This window comes from Gordonibacter sp. An230 (assembly GCF_002159915.1).
Classification (GTDB): domain Bacteria; phylum Actinomycetota; class Coriobacteriia; order Coriobacteriales; family Eggerthellaceae; genus Rubneribacter.
The window spans coordinates 1-25,389 of the sequence record NZ_NFJP01000003.1; the positions used below are offsets into that span (position 1 = coordinate 1).

Annotated in this window: 18 protein-coding genes and 2 tRNA genes; 4 read left to right on the plus strand and 16 right to left on the minus strand. The window is 66.9% G+C overall.

The window, feature by feature from the left end:
- Positions 1–163: 163 nt before the first annotated feature.
- Positions 164–239, plus strand: a tRNA-Ala gene (locus B5F40_RS02155).
- A 412-nt stretch (positions 240–651) separates the two neighbouring features.
- On the opposite strand, the gene B5F40_RS02160 is transcribed toward B5F40_RS02155, so the two are convergent.
- The 12 genes from B5F40_RS02160 to B5F40_RS02215 form a co-directional block, all read right to left on the minus strand.
- Positions 652–951: a CDP-alcohol phosphatidyltransferase gene (locus B5F40_RS02160; protein WP_087192745.1), complete on the minus strand. Its 300-nt coding sequence runs from the start codon at positions 949–951 to the stop codon at positions 652–654.
- A 91-nt stretch (positions 952–1,042) separates the two neighbouring features.
- Entirely contained in the window at positions 1,043–3,640 is a 2,598-nt protein-coding gene (locus tag B5F40_RS02165; RefSeq protein WP_087192746.1) for a homocysteine S-methyltransferase family protein, read from the minus strand.
- The gene (locus B5F40_RS02170; RefSeq protein ID WP_087192747.1) at positions 3,633–4,523 is read right to left on the minus strand and encodes a hypothetical protein; all 891 of its coding nucleotides are present in this window, start codon (positions 4,521–4,523) and stop codon (positions 3,633–3,635) included. The genes B5F40_RS02165 and B5F40_RS02170 overlap by 8 nt, the downstream gene beginning before the upstream one ends.
- Positions 4,511–5,386: a methylenetetrahydrofolate reductase gene (locus B5F40_RS02175; RefSeq protein ID WP_087192748.1), complete on the minus strand. Its 876-nt coding sequence runs from the start codon at positions 5,384–5,386 to the stop codon at positions 4,511–4,513. The genes B5F40_RS02170 and B5F40_RS02175 overlap by 13 nt, the downstream gene beginning before the upstream one ends.
- Before the next feature lie 273 nt (positions 5,387–5,659).
- Positions 5,660–6,493 carry a TspO/MBR family protein gene (locus tag B5F40_RS02180; protein ID WP_087192749.1) on the minus strand — a complete coding sequence of 278 codons (834 nt, stop codon included), beginning with the start codon at positions 6,491–6,493 and terminating at the stop codon, positions 5,660–5,662.
- A 137-nt stretch (positions 6,494–6,630) separates the two neighbouring features.
- Positions 6,631–7,860 (minus strand): peptidase U32 family protein, encoded by a 1,230-nt coding sequence (locus B5F40_RS02185; protein WP_087192750.1) that lies wholly within the window; start codon positions 7,858–7,860, stop codon positions 6,631–6,633.
- A 163-nt stretch (positions 7,861–8,023) separates the two neighbouring features.
- Positions 8,024–9,541 carry a cysteine--tRNA ligase gene (gene cysS / locus B5F40_RS02190; protein WP_087192751.1) on the minus strand — a complete coding sequence of 506 codons (1,518 nt, stop codon included), beginning with the start codon at positions 9,539–9,541 and terminating at the stop codon, positions 8,024–8,026.
- Positions 9,542–9,704: 163 nt separating this feature from the next.
- Positions 9,705–10,220: a 2-C-methyl-D-erythritol 2,4-cyclodiphosphate synthase gene (ispF, locus tag B5F40_RS02195; RefSeq protein WP_087192752.1), complete on the minus strand. Its 516-nt coding sequence runs from the start codon at positions 10,218–10,220 to the stop codon at positions 9,705–9,707.
- Positions 10,220–11,062 (minus strand): 2-C-methyl-D-erythritol 4-phosphate cytidylyltransferase, encoded by an 843-nt coding sequence (gene ispD / locus B5F40_RS02200; RefSeq protein ID WP_087192753.1) that lies wholly within the window; start codon positions 11,060–11,062, stop codon positions 10,220–10,222. The genes ispF and ispD overlap by 1 nt, the downstream gene beginning before the upstream one ends.
- Before the next feature lie 177 nt (positions 11,063–11,239).
- Positions 11,240–12,184, minus strand: coding sequence for a serine O-acetyltransferase (locus B5F40_RS02205; RefSeq protein ID WP_087192754.1), 945 nt, complete (start codon positions 12,182–12,184; stop codon positions 11,240–11,242).
- A gap of 173 nt (positions 12,185–12,357) precedes the next feature.
- A complete protein-coding gene (locus B5F40_RS02210; protein WP_087192755.1) occupies positions 12,358–14,922 on the minus strand; it encodes an ATP-dependent Clp protease ATP-binding subunit in 2,565 nt (854 codons plus the stop codon).
- Between the two features lie 414 nt (positions 14,923–15,336).
- Entirely contained in the window at positions 15,337–16,587 is a 1,251-nt protein-coding gene (locus B5F40_RS02215) for an IS110 family transposase (protein WP_087192756.1), read from the minus strand.
- Between the two features lie 1,343 nt (positions 16,588–17,930).
- Here B5F40_RS02215 and B5F40_RS02225 point away from each other — a divergent pair.
- The gene (locus tag B5F40_RS02225; RefSeq protein WP_204217296.1) at positions 17,931–18,710 is read left to right on the plus strand and encodes a hypothetical protein; all 780 of its coding nucleotides are present in this window, start codon (positions 17,931–17,933) and stop codon (positions 18,708–18,710) included.
- Between the two features lie 542 nt (positions 18,711–19,252).
- Here the strand turns inward: B5F40_RS02225 and lysS are convergent.
- The 4 genes from lysS to B5F40_RS02245 form a co-directional block, all read right to left on the minus strand.
- Positions 19,253–21,283, minus strand: coding sequence for a lysine--tRNA ligase (lysS, locus tag B5F40_RS02230; RefSeq protein WP_087192758.1), 2,031 nt, complete (start codon positions 21,281–21,283; stop codon positions 19,253–19,255).
- 193 nt (positions 21,284–21,476) lie between these two features.
- The gene (greA, locus tag B5F40_RS02235) at positions 21,477–21,947 is read right to left on the minus strand and encodes a transcription elongation factor GreA (RefSeq protein ID WP_087192759.1); all 471 of its coding nucleotides are present in this window, start codon (positions 21,945–21,947) and stop codon (positions 21,477–21,479) included.
- A 165-nt stretch (positions 21,948–22,112) separates the two neighbouring features.
- Positions 22,113–22,370 (minus strand): twin-arginine translocase TatA/TatE family subunit, encoded by a 258-nt coding sequence (gene tatA / locus B5F40_RS02240; RefSeq protein WP_087192760.1) that lies wholly within the window; start codon positions 22,368–22,370, stop codon positions 22,113–22,115.
- Between the two features lie 129 nt (positions 22,371–22,499).
- Positions 22,500–22,576, minus strand: a tRNA-Pro gene (locus B5F40_RS02245).
- A 222-nt stretch (positions 22,577–22,798) separates the two neighbouring features.
- Here B5F40_RS02245 and B5F40_RS16560 point away from each other — a divergent pair.
- Positions 22,799–23,653 carry a hypothetical protein gene (locus B5F40_RS16560; protein ID WP_239442863.1) on the plus strand — a complete coding sequence of 285 codons (855 nt, stop codon included), beginning with the start codon at positions 22,799–22,801 and terminating at the stop codon, positions 23,651–23,653.
- Positions 23,654–23,799: 146 nt separating this feature from the next.
- Positions 23,800–24,855, plus strand: a complete 1,056-nt coding sequence (locus B5F40_RS02260; protein WP_087192763.1) for a hypothetical protein — start codon at positions 23,800–23,802, stop codon at positions 24,853–24,855.
- Positions 24,856–25,389: the final 534 nt, after the last annotated feature.

Sequence of the window (25,389 nt, forward strand, 5' to 3'; positions counted from 1 at the left end):
TCCCCCGCGCGTCGGCCCCACCCCCAGCTCCCTCCCGCTCCCGCGCCGCACCGCGTCGCCGCGTCGCCGCGTCGCACCCCGCTCCCGCAAATCGCTGAAAATATTTTCAAAAAAGTCCTTGACCCTCGACGCGCTTCCGCTATACTGAATCTCGCACTTTTTCGGGGCCTTAGCTCAGCTGGGAGAGCGCATGGCTGGCAGCCATGAGGTCAGGGGTTCGATCCCCCTAGGCTCCACCACTTGTCATCGAGCCGGATCGCAGATCCGGCTCGTTTTGCGTTCTGGCCAACAGAAGCACCTGCCACCGATCTTTCCACCACGGCGCAAAGCCAGCCCGCAAAGTCGGCCCATCCGGCCGTCCCCCCCTGCCGCGCTTCGCACGCAACACGTTCCCCTGCCCCACCGCCCCACCAACACGCACGCCGCACCTCAGAGAGCAACGCCCAATCGTGGATAGCGAACACGGGGTGGCGAATCGCGCAACGCCTAGCGCGCGCCCAAATGCGCGGACGAAGGCAGCGCGCCAAACCCTGCCGTCAGCGCCCTGCGGCCCCGAAGCACGACCGTCGTCCACGCGCCAGCACCCGCCACCCAGGCAGACCCCTCGAAACGACCGGGGGCGGCTGCTTTCAGCAGCCGCCCCCGTATCCGTCACTCCGCTTTCTCGGATGCGTAGAACGTGGCCTTGTCGAACACGTCGGCGATCGACTTCCCATCCGCGAACGGCAGGGTCAAAAACTCGCTCAGCGTCGGCACCAGCTCGCTCGCATCGACGTAGTGGCCCTTCTCGTTGAGCTTCGTCGTGTCCTGCGCCCGCCAGTACTGGTCGTTCACATCGGTGAGGTAGTACGTCGCGCCGTCGACCTCCATGTACACGGAATGCTTCGCGTGCAGATAGGTCGGCAGCTCGTCGAAGGACACGTCGAGCGCCTCGGCTGCTTTCGTTCCCATAGCGACCCCTTTCGTCCGGGAATACCTTGCCCTTCATCATAGCAAGAACGCCGACCGAATGCATCGAGAAAAACCGATTCGGACGGCAGATTCAGACATCGTCTCCGTCACCTCTGCCGTCTTCGCGCTTTGCGAAGAAGCGCTCGGCGATGCGAGCAGCCTCGGCGGCGTCCTTGCCGTAGAAGTCGGCTCCGATCTGCGCGGCGTACTCGGGCGTGAGCACCGCCCCGCCCACGAACACCCGCGCTTCGGGCGCTCGCTCGTGCACGAGGCGCACCGTCTCCTCCATGGCCCGCACCGTGGTGGTCATGAGGGCCGACAGCCCCACGAGGCGCGCGCCCGTGCGCTCCACGGCGCGCACCACTTCCTCGGGATCGACATCGCGCCCGAGGTCCACCACGCGAAAGCCGTAGTTCTCCAGCAGCATCTTCACGATGTTCTTGCCGATGTCGTGGATGTCGCCTTTCACCGTGGCCACCACGATGGTCTTCGCGTCGTCAACCTCGGGCGCGGCGCCTTGGCGGGCGCGCACCACGTCGAAGCCGGCTTTCACGGCTTCGGCCGACGCCATGAGCTGCGGCAGGAAGAACGAGCCGCGCTCGAAGCGCGCGCCCACCTCGTCGAGCGCGGGAATGAACACGCCGTTCACCACGTCGAGCGGATCATGGTCGGAAAGAAGGCGCTCGGCAGCCTGCGCCATGGGGCCCTTGCGGCCCGTGAGGATGAGATGCGCCATCGCGCGCACGTCCTCGGCAGCGTCGGCAAGGGCGGGCGGGACGGGAAAGGAGTCGGCACCCTGCACCCGGGGAGAGCCCGCATCGGCGCCCTGAGCCCCCGGCACCCCCGCGAGAGCCGCGCCCGCGCCAGCTGCGGGCACCGTCTTCTCAGCGCTCGCCAGCGCATACGGGTCGAGCGCGCCCGCATAGCCCTCGATGAACGCACGCGCGCCCGCATCTTGGCCGTTCAGCACCTTGAAGGCCGCCACGGTGTCGCGATAGCGCGCCGAGAGCGGGTTCAAGATGGGCAGGTCGAGCCCCGCTCCGAAGGCCGCCGCCAGAAACGTCGCGTTCACCAGGCCGCGCTGCGGCAGGCCGAAGCTCACGTTCGACACGCCGAGCACCGTGCGCACGCCGAGGCGCTCCTTCACGAGCGCGACGGCGCGCACGATCTCGCGCGCCTCGTCCTGGTTCGTGGCGGCCGCCATGACGAGGCAGTCCACCGCCACGTCTTCGCGCGGGATGCCGCGACGCTCGGCCTCGGCCACGATGCGCTCCGCCACGCGCAGACGCCCCTCGGCCGTGGGCGGGATGCCGTCTTCGTCGAGCGTGAGGGCCACCACGGCGCAGCCGTACTTCTTGACCAGGGGAAGCACGGCGTCCATGCTCTCGCGCGTGCCGTTCACGGAGTTCACGAGCGGCTTTCCGGCGTAACCGCGCACAGCGGCCTCCACGGCGACCGGATCGCTCGAGTCCACCACCAAAGGCAGCGTGACCGTAGCTTGCAACTTCTCCACGGCGGCACGCAGCACGGCCGGCTCGTCAAGCTCGGGCAGACCCACGTTCACGTCGAGCACGTCGGCGCCGGCCTCCTGCTGGGCCACGGCCTCTCCCACGAGGTGGTCGAGGTCGCCCGCGCGCAAGGCCTCCTTGAGCTTCGGCTTGCCCGTGGGGTTGATGCGCTCGCCGATGACGGCGATCCGCGCCGCGCCGCGCGGCAGCACGACGGCCTCTTGCGCGCTCGTCACCACGAACGCCTCCTCGCGCGCAGGGGGCGCGGGCACCGCGCGGGCGTCGACGAGCGCGCGCAAACGCGCGATGAACTCGGGCGACGTGCCGCAGCAGCCTCCCACGAGGCTCGCCCCGGCCTCCACGACGGCCTCCATCGAGCGCGCGAAGGCGTCGGAGTCCACGTCGTACACCGTGCGCCCGCCCTCGACGCGCGGTAGGCCGGCGTTGGGCTGCACGAGCAGCGGGCAGCGGGCGAAGCGCGCCATCTCGCGCACCGACGGCAGCACTTCGTCCGGCCCGAGCGAACAGTTCAGGCCCACGGCGTGCGCGCCCATCGCCGAGAGCGCGGCCGCGGCCACGCCCGGAGGCGTGCCGAGGAACGTGCGGCCGTCCTCGCCGAAGGTCATCGTCGCGATCACGGGCAGATCGCAGCGCTCCTTCGCAGCCAGAAGGGCCGCCTTCGCCTCGCGCAGATCGGCCATCGTCTCGATGAGCACGAGGTCGCACCCCGCCGCGACGACCGCGTCCACCTGCTCGGCGAACAGATCGTACGCCTCCTCGAACGAGCAGGTGCCCAAAGGCTCCAGAAGCAATCCCGACGGCCCGACGTCGCCCGCCACGTAGCGCGCCCCCGCCGCCCGGGCGCACGCCGCGGCCGCGCGGTACGTCTCGGCCACGCTCGCCGCGCCCGCCAGCTTGCAAGCGTTCGCGCCGAACGTGTTGGTGGTGACGACCTCGGCTCCGGCGGCCACGTAGTCGGCATGGATGGCGGCGATCTCGTCTGCGTGCGTGAAGTTCAAAAGCTCCGGCAGCGCGCCCGCCTCGGCCAGGCCGCGCACCTGAAGCTGCGTGCCCATCGCGCCGTCGAACACGAGGAACCCCTCGCCGCGCAGGGCGCGCCCCAAACGCTCGTCCTTGACGGCGACGTCGGCAAGCGGGTCGCGAAGCGTCGTCTCAGCCATGGCAGGTCCGTCCTTTCCCTTTGAGCAGGCACCCCTCGCGCGCAGGGCACGTCGCGCAGTCGGCGTGGGCGCGCACGGGCGCTCGGCCCGAGGCTCCGTCCCGCGCGCCGCCCCGGTTCGCGTCCCGCGCGCCGTCTGATCCCCCGCCGTCCGCGCGAGCCTCGTCGAACAGGCCGATCACGGCCGTCACGCTCTTCGTGGGCACGAGCAGGTTGCCCGCCGTCACCGAAAGCCCGATGCGGCGCGTCGCGTCGAGCGCCTTGAGGAACGCCGGCTGCACGGACAGCGGCAAGTCGCCGTAACCGGGGCTGTAGCGGGCGCTCGCGCGCAGACCGCGCGCGGCGGCCTGCGACGCCACGGCGGCGTCGCAGGCGTCTGCAGCCGCTTCGACGAGCGCGGAGGCAGCCGCCCCGTACAAAAGCGCGTCGGTCGGGCTGATCGCCGCGTGCTTGCGCAGCTCGCGCTCGCAGGCCGCGCCGAGCGTGCACGCCAGAAGCGCCACCTCGCGCGCGCCGCGCAGATGCCGCGCGATGTCGCGGCCCGGCAGCACGAGGCCGCAACCGGCGAGGACCACCTGCGGGCCCTCGCCGTCCTCGCCGTCCCAGCGGGTGAGCGCCTCGTCCACGGGAAACGACGCGCTCGCGCACGCCGGTCGCAGCTCGCGCTCGCATGCGCTCGCAAGCTCCTCGAAGCGCGCAAGCAGCTGCGCGTCCAGCTTCTGACCGGCATAGCCCAGATAGCGCAGCGCCTCGTCGCGATCAAGCGACAAGACGGCCCCGCCCGCGCCCGATCGGGAGGGCAACGCGCCATCCGACGGCGCGCCGCCGCCCTCGCGGCCCGCGGCCCCGCGCTCTACGGCGCGAACCGAGCCTACGCCCGCCATGCCGCCCTCAGCGCCGCCATGCTCGCCCGCGCGATGTCGGGCTGGTTCATCGTGTAGACGTGCAGCCCGTCCACCCCGTGCGCGTCCAAGTCGACGAGCTGGGCGCACGCGTACTCGACGCCCGCGCGGCGCAGGTCGTCCGGTCTGTCCTCGAAGCGCGCGAGCAGCTTGACGACAGGCGACGGCAGCGACGCGCCGCACATGAACACCATGCGCTGGATTTGGGCCTTCCCCAGAAACGGCATGATGCCGCACGCGATGGGCGCCGTGACGCCCGCGTTTCGCGCTGCCTCCCAGAACCGGTAGAAGAACTCGTTGTCGAAGAACAGCTGCGTGACGAAGAAGCTCGCGCCCGCGTCCTGCTTCTGCTTGAGGTGCTCGATGTTCGCGCGCGCGTCGTCGCAAGCGATGTGCCCCTCGGGATACGCCGCCGCGCCCACGCAGAACCCCTCTTCGGCCAAACGCGAGATCAAGTCGCGGGCATAGCGGTACGTCCCCGGCTCGTCGGCGCCCGCCGCGTCTCCGCGCAGGGCGAGCACGTTGTCGATGCCATGGGCTCGCAGGTCGTCCACGGCGCGCGCGATCGTCTCCTCCGTGGCCCCGACGCAGGTGAGGTGCGCCACGGCGGGCACGTCGAAATCCCGTTGGATCATCTGCGCAACGTCGGCGGTGGCCCGCTTGTTGCCGCTGCCGCCCGCCGAATACGTCACGCTGATGAAGTCGGGGGCGAGCTCGGCAAGCTCTCCGGCCACGTCATGGGCCGTCTCAAGCGTGAGATCGCCCTTCGGCGGGAATATCTCGAACGAGACGGGGCGGCGCCCGCAAGCGCGCGCCGTGCGGTATATGCTTCGTATCGTGGTCATGGAGCCATTATACGAAAGCCCGGACGCCCGCCGCGCCGAAGCCCTCCAGGCCGCAAAATCGCCACGAGCCCCCCGGCACGCCGGGGCTCCGGCTGACGCCGCCGGGATGCGCGGGCGAGCAGCGGGCGGGCGCGTACGCATGCGGACGGCGGCTGCGCCCGGTGCGGGACAGGGTGCCATCGCTCCGCCCGCGCACCCCGCACGCACGCCTATCCCGCCCGCACGCCCGCCTCGCATGCGCGTTTCACCCGCGCGCCCCGCACGCACGCCGCGCTACCTGCGCAGGCCGCGCAGCGCGCCCGTCGGCAGAAACGTGAGGATGCCGCCCACCGCGCACAGCAGAAGCACGACAGCCGCCGTGAATCCCGACACCGGAGCCACGTTCACGCCCACGCCCACGAGCGCCCACAGGAACACCACGGGAAACACCCAGTCGTCGTAGCTCTTCTTCATGAGGTAGCCGAGCGCCAGCACGCCTGCCGAGAGCGCGATGGCCGACAGCCCGTTGAAGAACGGCAGCCCGCCGTCGAGCGCGCGCGTGATGAGGATGGCCATGTTCGCGATGGTGGCCACCGTCACCCACGCGGTGTACAGGGAGATGGGCATCCACTCCGCGCCGCGCCGCGCCGTTTTCCGCACGTTCAGGTACAGCGCGGCGAGCACCACCCATTCGGCCAAGATCACGACGAACGACACGCCCACGGCCTCGAAGTGCCACAACGCCAGCCACAGCACGTTGAGCACGCAGCTCGCGATGAACAGCGCCGAGGTGGCGGTGAACGCCTTCGGGCGGGTCGCGGCGTTTCGCGTGTAGGCCACGAGCCACACGATGAGGGCCACGTAGATGACCGACCAGATGGCGAACACGTAGCCGGCGGGCGTGAACCACGTGAACACGCCGTACGCCACCGTGGCCGAGGTGTTGCCGCCCACCTGCCCTCCCTCGATCACGGCGTTGCCCACGAGCGTGAGCGCGTAGACGATCCACATGGTGACGGTCTCCACCGTCAGGTAGCCGCCGCGTTCGAGCCTACGACCCGTCTTCGTGTTGCGGGCGCGCTGGACGACGCCCGGTGCCGACGCGGCACGATACGCATGATTCGACATGATGCACCTCGCTTTCCTTCAAAGGTCGGTGCTTTAGTGTAGCGCCGCGCACGCGCGAAGGCCGTTACGGGAGCTTCGCAGTCCCTCATCGCTTCGGCGCAGATCAGAAGCGTGTTTATCAGCGATGAGAAGGCGCGTCAGCCCACGCGGGCGCGCAGGTAGTCGCCGGGCGCGAGCGCGGCGTGAACCTCGAAGGAGTAGCGCTCGGCCGAACGGTTCGCCACGGCGACGGGCACGGGCGCGGCGTCACTCGGATCGTCCGGCGCGGGCGCGGGAAGCCATGCCAGGTTGCGCACCCGCACGCGCGCGACGGGACGGCGCGGCGAGAGCACCTCGAGCTCGTCGCCCTCGCGAAAGCGGTTGTGGCACACGACGACCACGCGCGCGCCCGCCCGTTCCACCGTGGCCGCGTGCACGCACTCCCTCACGTAGCCGTCGCGCTCGGGCGACTGTTCGGCGCGCCCGTAGTAGAACCCGGTCGAGTACGGCCGGTGCGAGATGGCGTCCAGCTCGGCAGCCGCCTCGGACACGTCCGCGCCGTCGAGCACCGAACGGTAGGCGTGCACCGCCGTGGCCACGTAGAACGCCTTCTTGTTGCGCCCCTCTATCTTGAGCGAATCGACGCCGGCCTCAATCAGGTCGTCCAAGTGGGCGATCATGTTGAGGTCGCGCGCGTTCATGACGTAGGCGCCGCGCACATCCTCCTCCACCGGATAGAACTCCCCGGGCCGCCTCTCCTCCACAAGCGCGTAGCTCCAACGGCACGGCTGGGCGCAGTGCCCCTTGTTGCCCGAGCGCCCCGTCATGACGGAGCTGATCAGGCACCGCCCCGACACGGCCATGCACATGGCGCCGTGCACGAACGCCTCGATCTCCAGATCGCGCGGCGCGTCGGCACGCAGACGAGCGATGTCGGCCACGCTCATCTCTCGGGCGCACACCACGCGGCTCGCCCCCAACTCGTACCACATGCGCGCGGCCTCGGCGTTCATCACGCCCGCCTGCGTGCTCACATGCAGCTCCAGGGAAGGCGCGTGCTTGCGCGCGAGCGAGAGCGCGCCGAGGTCGCTCACGATGAGCGCGTCCGCGCCAGCCGCGTCGAGCGCCTCCAGGTAGGCGGGCAGCGCCGCCACGTCGTCGGCGTCCATGAGCGTGTTGAGCGCCACGTACGCCCGCGCTCCGGACGCGTGCGCGCACGCCACAGCCGACGGCACCTCGTCAAGCGCGAAGTTCTCCGCGCGCTGGCGCAGCCCGAAGCGGTCGCACGCGAAGTACACCGCGTCCGCGCCGAAGCGCACCGCGGCCTCAAGCTGCGCCCGCCCGCCGGCGGGCGCAAGAAGCTCGGGAGTGTGGTTTCGTTCGAACATGGTTGGATGCCCTGTCTGCCCTGCCGTTCGCGATGCCAGCGAGAAGCGCAGGGGCGCCGCCCGCCGAAAGCCCTCCGAAGCGCGCTTTCCCGCACGCGAGGAGGGCTTGAGGCGGCAAGGCAGAACGCCTCCGCGCTTCGCGGCGTCGATCCGACGCGCCGTCTCAGGCCCGCACGACCCTCGGGCCCTGCGGAGTGTCCTCGACGGCGAGGCCCAGGCCCGAAAGGCCGTCGCGCACGGCGTCGGCGCGGGGCCAGTCCTTCGCCGCGCGGGCTTCCGAACGGGCCGCGAGCAGCGCGTCCACAGCCTCCGCAGCGTTTTCGCCCTCGTACCCGGCCATTTCGGCGGCCAATCCCACAACCTCGGCGGGATACGCGCCGTCCGCACCCTCGGCCTCCTGCGCCGCAGCCTCCACGTCGACCCCGAGCACGCCGAGCAGATCGACCACGAGCACGCGCGCGTCGCGCACGAAGGGCACGTCGGTGAGCGCGAGGGTCTTGCCCGTCGTCCGCGCGTTCACGTCGGCGACGAAGTCGAAGATCTCCCCGAGGGCCTTGCACGTGTTGAAGTCGTCGTCCATGGCGAGGATGAAGCCCATCTTCGCCTCGCGGGTGCGCTCCATGAGCGCGCGCACATCGAGCGGCGAGGGGATGTCCTCGGCGTTGGCCAGGAGCCAATCGAGGTTCTTCACAGCGTTTCTGATGCGCCCGAGCGCCGCGCCGGCCTCGGCCAGACGCTCGTCGGAGAAGTCGAGCGGGCTGCGGTAGTGCGTCTGCAGCATGAGGAAGCGCAGCACGGCGGGATCGGTCGTCTCGAGCACGTCGTGCAGCAGCTTGAAGTTGCCAAGCGACTTGCTCATCTTCTCAGAATTGATCTGCAGCATGCCGCCGTGCATCCAGTGGTTCGCGAACGTGCAACCGCACGCGGCCTCGCTCTGCGCGCGCTCGTTCTCGTGGTGCGGGAACACGAGGTCGGCGCCGCCGCCGTGGATGTCGAACGGCAGGCCCAGGTACTTGCGCGACATGGCCGAGCACTCGATGTGCCAACCGGGCCGGCCCATCCCCCACGGCGACTCCCACGCGGGCTCTCCGGGCTTGGCCGCCTTCCACAGCGCGAAGTCGAGCGGATCGCGCTTGCGGTCGGCCACGTGCCCCGCGCCGTCGATCTCGGCGCGCAGCTCGCGATGCCCGCTCTCCATCTCGTCGACGTTGCGGCCGGACAGCTCGCCGTACGCCGGATACGAGCGCACGGCGAAGTACACGTCTCCGTCCACCTCGTAGGCGTGCCCTCCGTCGATGAGCTCTTGGACGAGCTCGATCATGGCGGGGATTTCCTCGGTTGCCTTCGGGCGCACGTCGGGATCGAGCACGTTTGCGGCACGCATGTCCTCGATGAACGCCTCGGTGTACTCGGCGGCCACCTCGGCGGCGTCGCGCCCCTCCTCGGCGGCCTTCGCGATGATCTTGTCATCCACGTCGGTGACGTTCTGCACGAACGTCACGTCGAAGCCGCGCCACATGAGATAGCGGCGGATGACGTCGAAGCTGATGAACGTGCGCGCGTTGCCGATATGGATGCGGTTGTACACGGTGGGGCCGCACACGTACATGCCCACCTTGCCGCGCTCAAGCGTCTCAAAGTTCTGCTTGCTGCGCGTCTTCGTGTCGTAAAGCCTGATCATAGAAACGTTCCTTCGCTCGTTGGAAACGTGTCGGATACGGTGCGCCTATCGTAGCACAACAAGGCCCCGCGCCGGTCGAGATGCGCGGGGCAATCGACGCGGCAACGGCGTCGGAAAAGGCGCGGCGAAGCGGCAGCCACCCGCGATCCACGGCGGCCGACCCCTACGAGCACCGGCAGAGCAAGCACACGGCGCTCGCGGAGATGCCCTCCTCGCGGCCCTCGAATCCCAACCGCTCGGTGGTGGTGGCCTTCACGCCCACGTTCTCCACGGGAACGCCCATGGCGCGGGCAAGGTTCTCGCGCATGGCGTCGCGGTACGGCGAGAGCTTCGGCGCCTGCGCGGCGATGACGGAGTCCACGTCAAGGATGTCGTAGCCCTCGGCGCGCACCTTGTCGGCCACGGCGGCCAAGAGCTTGAGCGAGTCGGCCCCTTCATAGGCGGGGTCGGTGTCGGGGAACAGCTTGCCGATGTCGCCGCCGCGGATGCCACCCAGAAGCGCATCGGCAACAGCGTGCGCGAGCACGTCGGCGTCGGAGTGGCCCAAGAGCCCCCGCGTGTGCGGGACGTCCACGCCGCCCAGGATGAGCTTGCGGCCCTCAGCGAACGCATGCACGTCGAAGCCCTGCCCGATGCGCAAGGACGCAGGATCGAACGCGTGACTCGGCGACGGTCCCATCACTCCTCGACCCCCTTCATATACATCGTGCGCACGGCGGCGGCCAGCATGAGGTAGTCCTCCGGCACCGTCAGCTTGATGTTGTCGCGCTTGCCCTCCACCACGAGCACGCGCCCGCCCAGCCGCTCGATGAGCGACGAGTCGTCGGTGCCCATGAAGCCGTCGGAGAGCGCCGAGGCGTGCGCGCGGCGGTAGATGCCGGCGCGGAACACCTGCGGCGTCTGCGCGTTCCAGAACACACGGCGGTCGGGCGTGCCCACGATCACGCCGTTCTCCACTACCTTGAGCGTGTCGACGGCCGGATGCGCCACCACGGCCCCATCGCAGTCAATGTTGCCCTTGAGCGTGGCGATGGTGTGCGCAATGAGATCGGGCGTGATGAGCGGGCGAGCGCCGTCGTGCAAGACGACGTAGTCGTAATCGTCCGGCACGTATTCCAGGCCCGAGAACGCCGACTCCTGACGGCTCGGTCCCGCAGGCGCCACCACGATGGGCGTGACGAACGGGAACGGGTCGATGGCGCGCTTAAGGTACTCGTCGCAGCGCTCCTCGGGGCACACGATGACGATGAGGCCGATGTCGCCCACCGCATCGAACGCCTCGGCCGACCAGGTGAGGATGGGCTTGCCCGCGATCTCCACGAGCTGCTTGCCGCCCTCCTTGCCGAAGCGCTCCCCCGTGCCCCCGGCCAGGATGATGGCCGCCGTCTGCGGGTTTTTGTCCACCTCGCCCTTGAGGCCGACGAGCGATTGCGCAAGCGTGTCGATGTCGAGATCGTCGCACGCCAGCTCGGGCGCGCGCAGCACCTCGGACGAGAACACGGGGTCGATTGTCTGGGTCATAAAGCCTTCCTCTCCGCCTTGCGCATTCCTTCTCCGCCCGTCTGCGTCGCTGCGGACAGCGACGACTCCGTGCGATGCCTGCAAGCATCGCCCGCCGCCCACCACGCCGCGCCCGCCGTCCGCAGCATCGGCGAAGAACGCCGTCGACTTCGCACGGGCGATCGCATGCGCGCCAGCCTAGTCTCGCTCGTCCGGCCGGCGAACGGTGATCTCCTGCGCCTTCAGCGTCACGCGGGAATGGGGTGGAACCGACGAGGTGACGAACGCGGAGCCGGCGATGACCGACCCTTTCCCGATCACCGTCTCGCCGCCGAGCACCGAGGCGTTGGAGTAGATGGTCACGTCGTCTTCGATGGTGGGATGGCGCTTCACCCCGGCCAGCCGCTGCCCGCCGCGCGTAGACAGTGCGCCGAGCGTGACGCCCTGGTACAGCTTCACATGGTCGCCGATGACGGTGGTCTCGCCGATCACCACGCCCGTGCCGTGGTCGATGAAGAAGTACTCGCCTATCTCGGCGCCGGCGCCGATGTCGATGCCCGTGCCGCTGTGCGCCAGCTCGGTCATGATGCGCGGAATGATGGGCACGTTCTGCTGGTAGAGCACGTGCGCGACGCGGTACACGTAGATGGCGTACAGGCCGGGATACGAGAAGATGACCTCCTCTTTCGAGCCTGCCGCCGGATCGCCGTCGTAGAGGGCCTGCACGTCGGTGAGCAGCACCTGCTGGATGCGGGGAAGCTCGTCGAAGAACACCGTGCACACCTCGGAGGCGCGCTTGCAGATATGCTCGGGCGTTCCCCCGCCGCACAGATGGCGGGCCGGGTCGGCCTCCGCGGCATCGCGGTCGTCGGAGGTGTAGGAGAGGGCGAGGACGATCTGCTCGCGCAGCACGCGCTCGATCTGGATGAGCGTCTCGCCGATGAAGTACTCCGGGCTCGTGGAGGGCGTGAGCATCTCGTCGCCGAAGTAGCCTGGAAACAGCACCCGGCGCAGATCCTTGATAACCCACTTCACAGCCGACCGGCTGGGAAACCTCCGCCCGGGCTTCGTGAAGAATATCTCGTCGGCCTCGTAGTTCTTCTCGATGCCCTTCACGATGCGGTCAAGGTTGTCTCCGAACATGGAACCTCCTGAGGTCGGCCGATCCGCTGCGCCTTCCGCAACAGCGACGTTTCCAGTATACGACAAATGCCGGCGCACGACGCAGGAAACCCCTGCTCTTCGGGCTTCGGATTCCACAACCCAAAGAACAGGGGCCCCAACGAACCGCTCTGCGAAGCCAGTCCGTCGCGCCGCTAGTCTGCCGCGCCGCCCGACATCGAGCCGCCTCTGCGCACGCCGGCGTGGCCCAGGTCGTAGTTCGTCAGCAAAAGCTCGGCCTCGCGCGCGATGCTGTCGCGCTTGCGCGGCTCGGGCACGGCCCCCGAGCCTTGCGAGAACACGAGCTCGCCGTCTGCCGCATCCACGTCGATGATGGATCCGGCAGTCCACTTGCCCTCCAAGATCTCCTCGGACAGCGGATCCTCCAGCAAGCGCTGGATGGCGCGGCGCAACGGGCGCGCCCCGTACGTGGCGTCGGTGCCCTCCTTGGCGATGAGCTTGCAGGCCGCCTCGGTCAGGTTGATGGACATGTTCTGCTCGATCAAGCGCTCGCGCAAATCGGCCACCATGAGCTTCACGATCTCGGCGATCTGCTCGGCGGTGAGGCTCTTGAACACGATGATCTCGTCGATGCGGTTCAAGAACTCGGGCCTGAACAGCTTCTTCATCTCGGCCATCACGCGGCTTTTAATCTCTTTGTCGGAAAGCCCCGCATGCTCCTCGGTGGAGAAGCCGAGCGTCGTGGGCTGGGCGATCTCGCGCGCACCCACGTTCGACGTCATGATGATCACCGTGTTGCGGAAGTCCACCGTGCGGCCTTGCGCGTCGGTCAGACGGCCCTCCTCCAGAATCTGGAGCAGGATGTTGAACACGTCGGGGTGCGCCTTCTCGATCTCGTCGAACAGAACCACCGAGTAGGGACGCTGGCGCACGGCCTTCGTGAGCTGGCCGCCCTCGTCGAAGCCCACGTAGCCCGGAGGCGAGCCCACGAGGCGCGACACGCTGTGCTTCTCCATGTACTCGGACATGTCGAACGACAGCAGCGCGTCCTCGGAGTTGAACAGGAACTCGGCGAGCGCCTTCGAAAGCTCGGTCTTGCCCACGCCCGAGGGGCCAAGGAAGATGAACGATCCGGCGGGGCGCTTCGGATCCTTGAGGCCCGATCGCGAACGGCGAATGGCCTTCGACAGCGCCGTGACGGCCTCCTCCTGGCCGATCACGCGCTCATGCAGCACGGCCTCCATGCGCAGAAGCTTCTCCGTCTCGGCTTCGGTGAGGTTGCTCACGGGCACGCCGGTCGTCATGGACACCACGTCGGCGATATCCTCGACGGTGACCTGGTGGATGGACTTCTGCGCGTCCTCCTCCCACTTCTTCTCGGCCTCTTCGCGCTTCTTCTTCAGCTCCGATTCCTGGTCGCGCAGCTGGGCGGCGCGCTCGAAGTCCTGCGCGGCGATGGCCCCGTCCTTCTCGCCGCGCAGACGACGCAGCTCGTCGTCGAGATCGCGCAACTCCTTCGGCAGCGTCATGTTGCGGATGCGCATGCGGGCGCCGGCCTCGTCGAGCACGTCGATGGCCTTGTCGGGCAGAAAGCGGTCCTGGATGTAGCGGCTTGACAGCGCCACAGCCGCTTGCAGCGCGTCGTCGGTGAAATGCACCTGGTGATGGGCCTCGTAGCGGTCGCGCAAGCCCTCCATGATGCGCATGGCCTGCTCCTCGTTCGGCTCCCCCACGGTGATGGGCTGGAAGCGCCGCTCGAGCGCCGAGTCCTTCTCGAGGTGCTTGCGGTACTCGTCGATGGTGGTGGCGCCGATCACTTGGATCTCGCCGCGCGACAGCGGCGGCTTCAGGATGGCGGCCGCGTCGATGGAGCCCTCGGCCGAGCCCGCGCCGATGAGCGTGTGCATCTCGTCGATGAACAGGATGATGTCGTCCGCGTCCATGACCTCCTTGATGCACTTCTTCAGGCGCTCCTCGAACTCGCCGCGGTACTTCGATCCGGCCACGAGCGCGCTCACGTCGAGCGTGAACAGGCGCTTGCCGCGCAGGATGTCGGGCACCTGGTTCGACACGATGAGCTGCGCCAAGCCTTCCACGACGGCGGTCTTGCCCACGCCAGGCTCGCCGATAAGGAGCGGGTTGTTCTTCTGGCGGCGCGAGAGCACCTGCATGACGCGCTCGATCTCGCCCGCACGGCCGATGACCGGGTCGAGCTTGCCGTCGCGCGCCTTGCTCGTGAGGTCGGTGCCGAACTCCTTGAGCACGCTGTCGGAGCCTTGGCCCTGCGCGTCGAACGCGTTGCGGCCGGCGTACACGGGACTTTGGCCCACGAGGTCGTTGAGCGCTCCGCGCACGTCGTCGCCGGACACGCCAAGGCGCGTGAGCACCTCGAGCGCGGTGCCGTCGCCCTCGCGCACGATGCCGAGCAGCAAGTGCTCGGTGGAGATGTAGGATTGGCCCATCTGCATGGCCTCGCGCAGGCTGTTCTCAAGCACGCGCTTGACGCGGGGCGTGAAGGACAGGTGCCCGGACACGTCGGTGTCCTCGTCGATGGCGACCACCTGGCGAATGGCTTGCACCACGCCGTCGTACTTGACGTTCAAGCGGTCGAGGGCTTGGGCGGCCAGGCCGTCCTTCTCTTGTATGAGGCCGAGCAGGATGTGCTCGGTGCCCACGTAGGGCTGATGCAGCGAGCGGGCCTCATCCTGCGCGAGGACGAGCACCTTGCGCGCCTTGTCCGTGAACTTCTCAAATGACATGTCAGCCTCGATTCTCGCGGCGGTACTTCGGTGTTACCCGCACTATGCTAGCACTCACACGCAAAGAGTGCCAACGCGGCTCATGCCGCACACGCCCGCTCCATAACTTGCGGCGCGCGAGGCGGCGCGGCAAGCGGCGTGATCGGGCACGGCGGCTCGATAATGCAGCGTGATCAGGCAACGCGATCGAGCGTGGCGGCTTGACCGGGCGCGGCGGCGCGACAATCCTACCATGGCGGGCCTCGATGCGCGGCGGAGGCCCCGGTTGCCTCCGAACGTGCTCGCATCTGAGACGATTCTGAAACGTGCCGCGCGCTGAAGGGCGAACGGGGCGAACAGCGGCGGTCGCTCAGCAGAGCGCGCGAAACCGCGTGCGTAGTGGCGGGTTTTGAGGCTCCTATTTCCCGTCAAGCCCTATTCTGGGTTTCCCCATCTTTCTCCGGCGGACAGGCTCTCGAGCCAGCTCCGGTGCCTTTGGAGAAGGGGCGCGTCCACGAGGCGCCCCCTTTCCATCTCGCTTATCCGCGCGCTCGCCACGCCGAGGGCGCGGGAGGCCTGGGCCTGCGTGGCCCCGGCTCTCAGGCGCTCCGACTTGGCCGCCCTCGCCGACGCCCTGTAGGGCTCGCAAGCCGCGTCCGTCGGGCGCACGAGGGCGCCGTACACCTCCCGCGCGATGTAGCGAACGAGGATGCGCTCGATCTCGCGCCTGCTCTTGCCCTCCTTCGTGCGCTTGTCGACGTACAGCTTCGTGCGGGAGTCCCGCCTCATGCGCTGGCGGGCGATGGTGTGCAGCGCCCGGTTCGCCTGCCGGTCGCCGCCGCGGTTCAGGCGATGCCGCTTGGCCTTGCCGCTGGAGGCCTCGACGGGGGAGGCTCCGCAAAGGGAGGCGAACGCCGACTCGCCGCTCACCCTCTCGGGGTTGTCCCCGGCGGTCACGGCGAGCCTCGCGGCGCTTATCGTGCCGCAGCAGTGGATGCCGGGCAGGGCGGGCGCGTTGGCGAGCAGTATCTCCCTCATGGCCTCCTCGTGGGCCGCGGCCGCCTTCTTCGCGCCGATCCACGACAGCGACAGGGACCGGAGGGACTCCCAGAGCGACGACTCGACGACGTCGCGGGCCCTGCGCCTGCGGGAGAGCGCCTTCATCAGGGCGGGGGTCTTCATGCCGCCGAGCTCCCCGCGGATCGGCGCCGGCGCGGTCACGATGAGCGCGTGCGCGGAGTTCGCCGCCCTGGTCGACTCGCTGACGGCGGCGTCGCGCGCGACCATGCGGAACCTGAGGGCCTCCGCCCAGCCGCCGCCGGCCTTCGGGGTGCCGGACGCCTTGCCGGCCAGGGCGTCCCGCGCGGCCCTCTCCGCGTCGGCCGGGTCGTTCTTGTCCCGGCCCGCCATCCTCCTCTCGCGCTTGGGCCTCACCGCCTCGACGACGTCGTAGCCCAGCTCTGCGAGCCTCCTGGAGATCCCGGCCCCGTACGAGCCGGTCCCCTCCACCCCGACCACGACGCAGTCGCGCGGGTCGCCGATCGCCGCGGCGATCCGGTCGTACCCCTCGCCGTCGGCGGCGTACGAGCCGGTCGCCACGACGCGGCCGACGAGGTCGATCACGCACAGCGCGTGCGTGTCCTTGTGGGTGTCTATCCCGGCGGCGACCGTCCCTCTCTCGTTCATCCTTCTCCTCTCCTCGGGTGCTCGGCGACCCTCGGGCGGGCAGACGCGTCACTGGCGGGAGCGCTATAATGCAGATGCTGCTCTGCGGCCGCGCCCATGCTCCTATCAAGTCATGGCCGGTCCTCGGGTCGCCGGGACGGCGCGGGGCGACTCAAACCAAAGACAGCCCTCGGGCGTCGGACGGAAAACGAGCCACCGCGCCGTCCCTGCAACGCAGGTTACCCTTCTCTGGCCAGAAGAAAAAAAGAAGGGCGAACCCATTGACGATTATCAGTGACGGAAAACCGCGGTCGAAGGGGGCCGCCGAGGGCGGCGCCTTCCCGCTGTTTCGTGAAACGCCTGGTCGCGCCCGCGCCCGCGCACCCGCCCATCGCGAGCGCATACGAGCGACCGCGGTTTTCCGTCAAAACCCGCCACGAACCCCCGGTCTCATGGCTCCAAGGTGCAACTCTCGGCATCCGACTCCCTGCCTTAAGCGCCCCGTGCACCCATCGCAATCGCAAGCGCCTCCTCCGCCAAAGTTCTGGAACGAGTGCGGTTTCGTGCGCAGCTTGGACGCGCCGCCGCAGATCTACGACAAGCCGAGGCTTTCGATGCGCCGATCCGCGCATCGAAAGCGCACAAGGCCCGCCAACGAAGCCTCGCGGCTGTTTTGACATGCCGCCGCACGCGTGCGTTGCAAGCGCGCGCCCGTCAACTCCTGCGCATCGCCGCGCATCGTCGCGAGAGCACGCGGCTCGGCAACTCTCAAGTACCGCCCCAAGCGCACGCGATCCGGCAACCCCCGCACGCCGTCGCGAATGCACGCGGCACGAACACACGCAGCTTGTCGGCTCCTGCGCGACGAGCCTTGGGCGACCTCGGATCGCCCTCCTCTCCGCGCAAGCCGCGTTCGGCAAGCCCCGCGTGAACCCTCGATCGGCAATCCCGCTTCGGGGCTCGCTCGGAAAACCATGCGGAAACCTTGCGCGAATCCAGCGCGAATCCAGTGCGGATCCGATGCGGATCTTGCACAGATCAAGCGCGGATCAAGCGAAAACCCCACGCGGCTCCAACGTGGGAAAATAGACGGTTCACCTGGCCATACACCGTGCTACACTCACAACATGAGAACCATCCTCTCCCATACATCGGCCTTGGAGCTCTGGCGGTCGGAGTGGGGCGACTCCGAATCGGCCCGCGCGCGATGCCGTGCGCACGAAGTGCCCCGAAGCGCGCCGCCATCCCGCGATATGCGCGTCAATCCGTTCGTCCTGGACGGAACCCTGACCCTCCCCGTACACGTGCTTGCGCTCGAAGGCCGCCAAAAAAGCGCCGCTCTCTCAGCTCATCGGACAGGTCCTTTGCCGGAGGGCTCGCTGCGCGCGCTCGCCCTTCCGGGATGCGACGAACCCCTCTTCGTCACAAGCCCCGAGCTCACCTTCGTCCACATGGCATCGCTTTTGGGATTCGCGCTCACGGTCCACCTCGGATACGAGCTCTGCGGAACGTACGCGCCCGACGAATCCCAACCGTTCGGGCTGAGGTCCCGAAAACCCCTCTCCGCTCCGGAGAAACTCGGCTCCTACCTGGACAGGGCGACGGGCATGCGCGGCGCGAAGAAAGCCCGAGTCGCCCTTCCCCACGTCATAAGGGGGTCGGCCTCACCGCGAGAATCGACGCTCGCCGAGCTCGTCACGCTTCCCTATCTGCGCGGAGGAAGCAGCATCGAGCATCCGGTCATGAACGAGGTCCTTCCCATCCCCGCGAGAAATCGCTGGGCGACCGACCGCTCATCGCTGCGCTGCGACCTCCTCTGGCCCGAGAAACGCGTGGCCGTGGAGTACGACAGCACGCTTTGCCACACCGGAGCCGAGCGCATAGCCGAAGACGCCTCCCGCAAAAACGCGCTCGAAGCCCTCGGCTTCATCGTGGTGACCGCGACATGGAAGCAGGTGGAGAACTACCGCGAGTACAACCGCTTCGCGAAGGCGCTGGCCAAGCACCTTGGCGGAAGGATCAGGCCAGCTTGCTCCGACTTTCCCGCTCGCCAGTTCGCGCTCCGCAGGGAGCTGCTCGAACCAATCCGGCCCTCTTTCCCGAGCGCCCAGGCAAGCCGAATGCCCATTCGTGGCGGGTTTTGACGGAAAACCGTGGTAGCCCGCACGCCCTTGCGGCGTGCGGACGCACGGGCACCGGTGCGACCAGGCATTTCCCGAAGCAGGGAAGAGGCGCCGCCCTCGGCGGCCCCCTTCGACCGCGGTTTTCCGTCAAAACCCGCCACGAAGCAAGGGCATCTCTGTCAAACCAGGATTGACATAGGCCAGATCGGCCCCGCCGCGCGCGGATCGCCCAGATGCCTCGGAAGCCCCCGATCCGTCAGGCGGGAACCTTGCGGGGCGCCCGACCAGAGGGGTCTAGCTCGGATCTAGAGGAACATGGGTTCGTATCGATCCTGATTTAACAGAGACGAAAGGTTGAGCGCGCGAACGCCGACAAATGGAACCTCCCGCTCGGTTGCGAGGCCAAGAGCACCGCGCCCGCGCCAAGCGGTCTGCACGCCAAAACGCCCCGAAGCGCAAAACACCGTCGAACCATCGCCCCTTCTGCACCGACGAAGCGCAAACGTCCGAAGGCCGCCCGGCGGAGAGCCGGGCGGCCTTCTCGAAGATCGTGCGCGGCAGCGCTAGTACAGCTTCGCGCCGGCGGGGATGCGGTCGTCCACCATGAGCAGATTCAGGCGCTCCTCGCCCTCCTCCTCGTGGACGGCGCTGATGATCATGCCGCACGAATCGATGCCCATCATCTTGCGCGGCGGCAGGTTCGTGATGGCGACGAGCGTCTTGCCCAGCAAATCCTCCGGTTCGTAGTAGGCGTGGATGCCGGAGAGGATGATGCGGTCTGCATCTGTGCCGTCATCGAGCGTGAACTTGAGCAGCTTCTTGCTCTTGGGCACCGCGACGCACTCCTTCACCTTGACCGCGCGGAAGTCCGACTTGCTGAACGTCTCGAAGTCCACCTGCTCTTCGAACAAAGGCTCGATGACCACCTTCGAGAAGTCGAAGGCGGCGGGGGCGGGGGCGTCGGAAGCGGCGGCGTCGGCGGCCGCTTCCGCAGCGCGCTCCCGCCCGCCATCCGGAGTTTCGTCCCGCATGTGCGGGATCGAACGGTCCAGTGGACTGCTCGAAGACATACTTCCCGCCCGAGCGGGCGCGTGCTGCTCGTCCCTCATGTGAGGGAACAGCAGCACATCCCTGATGGACGGCGCGTCGGCGAGCAACATGACCAAACGGTCGATGCCCACGCCCACGCCGCCCGCCGGCGGCATGCCGTACTCGAGCGCGCGCACGTAGTCCTCGTCGTAGCCCATGGCCTCGTCGTCGCCCATGTCCTTCGCCTCAACCTGCGCGCGGAAACGCTCGGCCTGGTCGACCGGGTCGTTCAGCTCGCCGAAGGCGTTGGCGTACTCGTGCCCGCAGATGAACAGCTCGAAACGCTCAGTGAGGTTGGGGTCGCCGGCCTTCTTCTTGGCCAGCGGCGACACCTCGAGCGGATGGTCGATCACGAACGTGGGCTGGATGAGCTTCTCCTCGGCCACGGCCTCGAAGATCTCGGCGATGAGCTTGCCTTTGCCCCACGCGCTGTCCGCATGCCCGCCGTTCTTCTCAAGGATGGCCGCCAGCTCGTCGCGCGTGCGTGCGAAGCTCACGTCCTCGCCCGCGCCCGCGCTCGCCAGCTCGATCATCGACTTGCGCGGCCACTCGCCCGACAGGTCCACTTCCTGGCCCTGGTAGGTGATCTGCAGCGTGCCGCATGCGGCCATCGCCGCCGCCTGGATGTAGCCCTGGGTGAGCTCCATCATGCCCTCGAGGTCGGAGAACGCCTGATAGGCCTCCATCGTGGTGAACTCGGGGTTGTGGTAGGGATCCATGCCCTCGTTGCGGAACTGGCGGCCGATCTCGAACACCTTCTCGAACCCGCCCACCAAAAGGCGCTTGAGCGGCAGTTCCGTGGCGATGCGCAGGTAGTAGTCGCGATCGAGCGCGTTGAAGTGCGTGACGAAGGGCTTCGCGTTCGCGCCGCCCAGGATGGGATGCAGAAACGGAGTCTCAACCTCGTAGAAGCCCTGCTCCTCCATGTAGCGGCGAATGGCCGCCACGATCTTGAAGCGCTTCTCGAACACCTGCTTGACCTCGGGGTTCATCACCAAGTCCACGTAGCGCTGGCGGTAGCGCGTCTCCTTGTCGGCCAAGCCGTGGAACTTCTCCGGCAGCGGGCGCAAGCTCTTGCTCAGAAGCTCGAACGACGCCACGGCAACGGACAGCTGCCCGCGCTTCGTGCGCATCATGGTGCCGCGCACGCCGATCCAGTCGCCCACGTCGAGATCCTTCAGCTGGCGATAAGCCTCCTCGCCCAGCGCGTTGACGCGGCAGAACAGCTGCATGTCGCCCGACGAGTCACGCAGCTCGAGAAACGCCAGCTTGCCCTGGTCGCGCTTGGCCATGACGCGGCCCGCCACCTGCACCTCGTCTTCAGTGGACGCGCCGTCCTCGAGATCAGCGTAGCGCTCGTTCAACTCGGCCAGATGGTGCGAGTGCTTGAACGCATGCCCGTACGGGTCCTTTCCCGCAGCGATGAGCGCCTCGCGCTTGGCGCGGCGCACCGCGATGGGATCGTCTTCGATGATCTGCTGGGTCTGGTCGGGAGTTTCGCTCATAGGTTGTCCTCGAACTCGCAGGTTGGCGTGGTAAGTCAGCAAGGGCGGCTGGGGTGCTCGAGATTCGCGGGGCGACGGAGGGCGAAGCGTACTTCGGTACGCGAACCCGCGTCGCCGTGCGAAGATTGGGCGCGCCAGCCGTCCGCAGCGTCGGCAGGCTCCGGCGCTCTGCCGAACGCCGGAGCCCAAATCCTTAGTGCTCGATCTTGACGATGGTCATGGAGATGGCGCGGCCGGTCGGGCCGGTCGTCTCCACCTTGTCCCCCTTCTTGCGGCCCAGAAGCGCCGAACCCACCGGCGACTCGTTGGATATCTTGCCAGCCGCAGCGTCGCTTTCCGCACCGCCCACGATGGTGAACACGCGCTCGCGACCACCCATGTCCACCGTCACCGTCGAGCCGATGTGCACGTTGTTCGAACGCTTCGGCGTGTTGACCACGGTGGCCTCGGAGAGGATGCGGCTGATCTCGGCGATGCGCGCCTCCATCATGCCCTGCTCGTTTTTCGCGTCGTCGTACTCCGAGTTCTCGGAGATATCGCCAAACTCCCGCGCCACCTTGATGCGCTCGCCGATCTCGGCGCGCTTCTCCGTCTCGAGATAGTGCAGCTCGGCCTCGAGGTTCTCCTTGCCTTCCGGCGTGAGGATAAAGTTGTTGTCAGCCATGTTCCTCCACCTGTCCACTTGCATAAAACAGGCACGCTTTCCACAAGCGTGCGATCCGGCTCTTCTTGCGATGGAAGCGCGAGTGCATCGCGCCGATATGAAAAAAGCGGTATGTGCGAGGCGTGGGCCGTCTGCACATACCGCGCTCGAACGAAAATCAGAGGGTTACTCGGCCTTCTTCCTGACCGTCGTCTTCTTCGCCGTCGTCTTCTTGACAGGCTGCTCCTCAACCTCCTCGACGACCTCTTCCTCGTCATCGGCGTCTTCGATGGCCTTCTCGCCGCCACCGATGCCCTCGCGGAGGTTCTTGACGGTCTTGCCAAGAGCGCTGCCGAGCTTCGGAAGGTTCTTCGGGCCGAAGATGAGCAGAATCACCACAAGGATGATGAGAAGCTCCGGCATTCCCATTCCAAGGATCTTCATACGTTCCTCCAAGTTGCTCGCGCGGATCCGCCCGCTGCGGTTCCACCCCGCCCCATCGTCTTCGACAAAGCGGCTCTCCGATGCAAAAAAGGGATGTTCGCTTTGATGGAAACATCCCCTTTAGCTCCATGGTCGGGATGACAGGATTTGAACCTGCGGCCTCTGCGTCCCGAACGCAGCGCTCTACCAAGCTGAGCCACATCCCGATGGCTGCTCACGCAGCGACGGTTATAATAGCACAACGAATTGAAAAGCAAAAGCAATAACGCCGACAATTTCGCATCCATCGCTTCTCCACCGAAGCCGTCACCAAAGCCCCCTCGCCGAAGTCGGTAACTTTCGGCATCTTTTCAATTCCCGCTTTCCGCCCCAGGCCATCATGGCAGATTGAAACCAACCGGGGTTCGCTATCGACGTTTTACGCTGCGATGCTGGAAAAGGCTACCAATACTCGCAGCTCGACCTCGCACGGCCAGGGTTTTGCCTTAGAAGTCTTCAAGCCTCGACTCGCCGATGCCGCGAAACCGGTTCGCCGGATTTCGCCGCCGATCGAGCAGGGCGAACACCTTCACGATGCCCGAGGCGGCATCCAGCGTGTAGCAGATCGTCTTGGTGGTGCCGGGCAGATGGTACTCCCTGCAAGTAGATGGCAACTCGTCTTCGCCGGGCTCGGCCTCGTGCCCATGGCCGATCTCGGGGAAGCGCTGCAAGAGATCGACCGCGTTGAAGAACCGGTTTTGACCCGGCCCGTCATCGACGCCAAGTCCTCGATCGCGGGCCGGGCGATCAGCACCCTGCAAGCGCTACTCATCGCCCGCCCGCTCCATGCCGAGCGCCTGCTTCGCCTGCTCGACGGCGAGCATGTCGCCGCTTTCCATGGCGGCGACCCCGCGCCGGAACTGGCGGGCTTTGCAGCCGGCCCGATCCCGCTCGTTCGACGTGCGAAGCGTCACGGGGAAGGGCAGCCCTCGCTCCCTGATGACGGAGCGGGCGAAAAGGTTGACGGCCGTGGTCGCGTTCATGCCCAGCTCGCCGACGATCTTGGTGAACTCCTGCTTGACCGCATCGTCCATGTTCACGGAAAGACTCTGCACCTCCTAGCACGCCTTTTCGACACGGTGAAGCGGGATGCGCTCTATTGCCCCCAATTGGTCCGGACTTCGTTTTACGACAATTTCGGAGTCGACATAAGCACGAACGAAGTATTGGGAACGATTATTCATCCGCCGGAGATCATAAATTCCGAAGAATGCGTTCTCATGTACCTGCAGCAAAACGATTAGCAGTTGCGAGCATCTTCGAGTCGGTTATGTGCCCGTCAACGCTTTAGCCTGCGAAATGTGCTTTGATGTGCAAGGATCAGTTTTGGCAAGGCGCAGACGACGCGCTCCGCATGCCGCCTGCGCCTGCCGCGACCAGAGGATTGACGATGAAACGAACCATTGCCCGCCTTCTAACCGGCGCGACGCTCTTCATGGCGGCGACCTGCTTTTGCGGCTGCGCCTCGGACGAAGGGCCGACCGCCCCGGTCGACGCCGCCATCGGCGTCATCGAAACGCGATCAGCGGAAGAGACGAGCAGGATCGTCTTCTACGACAGGGAGATGAACGAGGTGGCGCAGCTCCCCCTCGGCTGCGCAACGCTGGGGAACATCTTTTACGACCCGCTGGTCTACGAAGGTAGCCTGTTCGCCATCCCCCAAGGAAACTTCAAGACCAAAGACGGCGAGGCCGTCCTGCAAGTCGATCTGGACTCCCTCGCCACCGAAACGCACACCATCCGGCAGCCGGCCATGAACGACGTGGCCGCAAGCGACGCGTACGTCTTCACTTGCAACACGCTGAATTACGCGTCTTACATAAACCGTTGCCGAACCGACGACGGAGAGGTGTCGAGCGTGTCCATCGAGGGGGTCTACGTGTCGAAGATCATCTGGCACGAAGGCAGCCTGTACGCTTTCGGACTGGACCTCGACGACAATTCTCCGATGATCCTGCGCTACGACGAGAACCTGACCCTCAGGAAATCGATCGATTGCGGCGGCTGCGTCTACGCTTCGAGCGTCTACAGGGCGGTTGCGGACGAGAGCCGCATCTATTTCTGCAGCTTCGACGTCGCATCGAGAGGCCAGATCGGCGTCCTGGAAACGAAAAGCGACACGCTGAGCTCCATCCAGCTGAACGAGAGGGGCGCTTCGAGCATAGCCTTGGCGGACGGCAAGCTCTACGTCGCCCATTGCGACATCATGCAAGAGCAAGGCGACAGCGTGCTGAGCGTCGTGGATCTGGAGACGGGGTCCGTCGAGGAGCGCGCCCTTGAGCACGGGACGGACCAGATGACCGTAACCGACGGGTCGATATACATGCTCGACAATTGGTCGATACACCGATACGACGCCGAAAGCATGGAGCCCGCGGGAAGCAAGCCGATCGAGAAGATGCCCGGCAGCTACAGCTATCTTTCAGGATTGTTCCCGGTGAAGTAGCCCTCAAACTATCACGATTTCGGCACCCAACAGGAGAAGGGCGCATTCCGCCGGAGGCCCAATGCGAAACAAAGCGCTGCGGCCACCTGCGCTCCTCAAAACCGAACATACGCACGGGCGTGACGGATGCTAACGTTTTTGAGTTTGCAGCGCGAGCCGCAAACTCCTTTGACCGGATCGGCAAACGCGCCGAAAAGCGCGCCCGCTTCATCAGCCGGCATCGGCCAGCGAAATCCCTTCGGAAAAGAAGGCGTCTCGAAACCCGCATACCACCTCTGGGCTGCCCATAAGCTCGAAGGCGTCAAACGCTCGACGAGATTATGCATACTCGTCACAGCTAACCGGCATCGTTTCAAGAACAAAAAAGCGATGCTGCGGCTAATTCTTGCTCTGAAATGGCCTAACATTTACGAGAGGCGCGCTGCAAGCTTTTCCTGTTGCAAAAGCTCAAGAAAGCAAGAAGCCAGCACCCCTCCCCCGACCCTGAATCACCCTCTTCTTTAACCGGAACGAGAACGGCGTTTCCAGCCATGC